The following is a 1,913-nucleotide window of genomic DNA, read 5'->3' as shown; positions in this document are numbered from 1 at the left end:
GCCTAAGTAACTGATCGTTTTTACTGGTTTAAATTACTAATATCTGCGTTGCATTCAATCGCAATAGCCGGCTATTACTCAATCATGCGCCTTGACCTTAGCCATTTTCCCTGCGTAAAACCTGATCATTATATTAAGCGGAATGGTATAAGATTAATCAAATATTTATTTAGATTGATATCCGCTCGTTTAATGGCTATTAAGTGAGCTTTCTCATAAATGCCTTTGTATGAAGAGTGACCGCTGAACTGCCCCTGACCTATCCAGTAGAAACAAACATAAAATACGGACATTTACGAAGGAGAATAATAAATTATAATAAGGTTTTGTCGCAATCGGAGCAGAATGAGATAAAACGTCCTGTTCAAATTAACATTTTTTGGGTAAAGAGTTTTATTCTTCCTATACTTGTCGCAAGTACAATTACGTGAAGTATTGATACCTGCCGTTTTTCACAGGCAATTCCCCATTTATTTATTCATTGTCAGCATCAACCACTTATATAATGTAGAATTATCTACGCTTATATTTTTTAAAATGCTTGTTCTTAACAAAATTATTATTAAGGAAATTGGATGATTTTAATCACAGGAGCCAGTGGTGGCCTCGGCGCAGCACTCGCGAATTTGTACTATATGGATGGCAAGTCATTGCTAATCACCGGACGCAATGAGCAACGCCTGGCACAGGTTACAGAAAGCATAATCAATAAGGAAGGTATTGCGGGAAAGATACCCGCGACACTACGTACTCAGCAATCTGATCTTTGTGACCCGCTCTCGGTCTCGGCGCTATTGGATAATCTAGAACAGGTGCCAGATACAGTTATTCACTGTGCCGGTAGCGGTTATTTCGGTGCAATAGAAGAACAAGAACCAGCAGCGATTAAGCAGCTGATCGAAAATAATGTCACAACGACGATCTTGTTGCTCCGTGAGTTGATTCGGCGCTATCGTGATCATCAGGTCAAGGTGGTCATTGTTATGTCTACAGCCGCACGGGTAGCTAAAGCAGGTGAATCTACCTACTGTGCCGCGAAGTGGGCGGTTCGGGGGCTGGTTGAATCACTACGCCTGGAACTTAAAGGGTATCCGATGAAACTCATTGCTGTTTACCCAGGTGGAATGGCTACGGATTTTTGGAAAACCAGTGGTACAGACTTGAACACGGCAGGATTTATGACGGCAGAGGAAGCCGCCACAATGCTCAAGCAGGCTCTCATTAGTACCGAGCATGGTTTTGTGTCCGATATTACGATAAACCGTGGCTAATACAATTGTATTAAATACCTGATAATTATTACTGGTTAAAATTAATGCTAACTGCGTTGTTCAGTAGTTCAGTAACTCAGTAGTTCAATAATAGCCGGTTGAGGCTGATTGCGAATTAGCTTTCTATGGCGCTAAGGGCACAAAATAACGTAGAAAATAATAATTACAACTCAAATTTCGGAGTTGAAATAAAACAATAATCCACATCGTCCATTTTTTATACTAAAAATGAACTCCGAAATTTGAGTTACTAAGCATTGCTTTATCCCATCTACTTATTGCTACCTTCTTCATATTTTTTCAAATATTTGTTATTAGATCAACCTCCTTATCACGTAATTTATCCACTAATGCTTTACCTAAGTAGCCTTTATCTCCCTATAGTTTACCTGATAATGCATTAACCATTTGGGGACTGGCTTACGATCATCTACATTTCTTGCTGTAATTTTCACACTCAATATATCACCAAGGTGATTAATACCGATTACATTAAGTATGTGATCTAAATTTTGCGTAGGAAAAATAGCTAAATTTAAGGCGTAAGTTGACGTAAATGGTTGTTCCCTTTACAAAACTTACAACGCAGAAGTGAGTTATTTTAACCAGTAAAATAGATTAGCTATTTACTGTAATTGGTAT

Annotated in this window: 1 protein-coding gene and 1 pseudogene; one reads left to right on the top strand and one right to left on the bottom strand. The window is 38.6% G+C overall.

The features are described 5' to 3' along the window. Positions 1 to 575: 575 nt before the first annotated feature. Positions 576 to 1,271, top strand: coding sequence for an SDR family NAD(P)-dependent oxidoreductase (locus G322_RS0119015; protein WP_022943248.1), 696 nt, complete (start codon positions 576 to 578; stop codon positions 1,269 to 1,271). A gap of 303 nt (positions 1,272 to 1,574) precedes the next feature. Here the strand turns inward: G322_RS0119015 and G322_RS24985 are convergent. Continuing rightward, positions 1,575 to 1,753 (bottom strand): annotated as a pseudogene (locus G322_RS24985) (transposase); the annotation flags it as partial. Positions 1,754 to 1,913: the final 160 nt, after the last annotated feature.

It is taken from the genome of Psychromonas hadalis ATCC BAA-638 (genome assembly GCF_000420245.1).
Classification (GTDB): domain Bacteria; phylum Pseudomonadota; class Gammaproteobacteria; order Enterobacterales; family Psychromonadaceae; genus Psychromonas; species Psychromonas hadalis.
This window is presented reverse-complemented; position numbering and strand designations above follow the sequence as displayed.

What these genes read in the sequence shown, in the direction of transcription:
- G322_RS0119015 (WP_022943248.1), top strand. Translation starts at nt 576, where the DNA reads ATGATTTTAATCACAGGAGCCAGTGGTGGCCTCGGCGCAGCACTCGCG.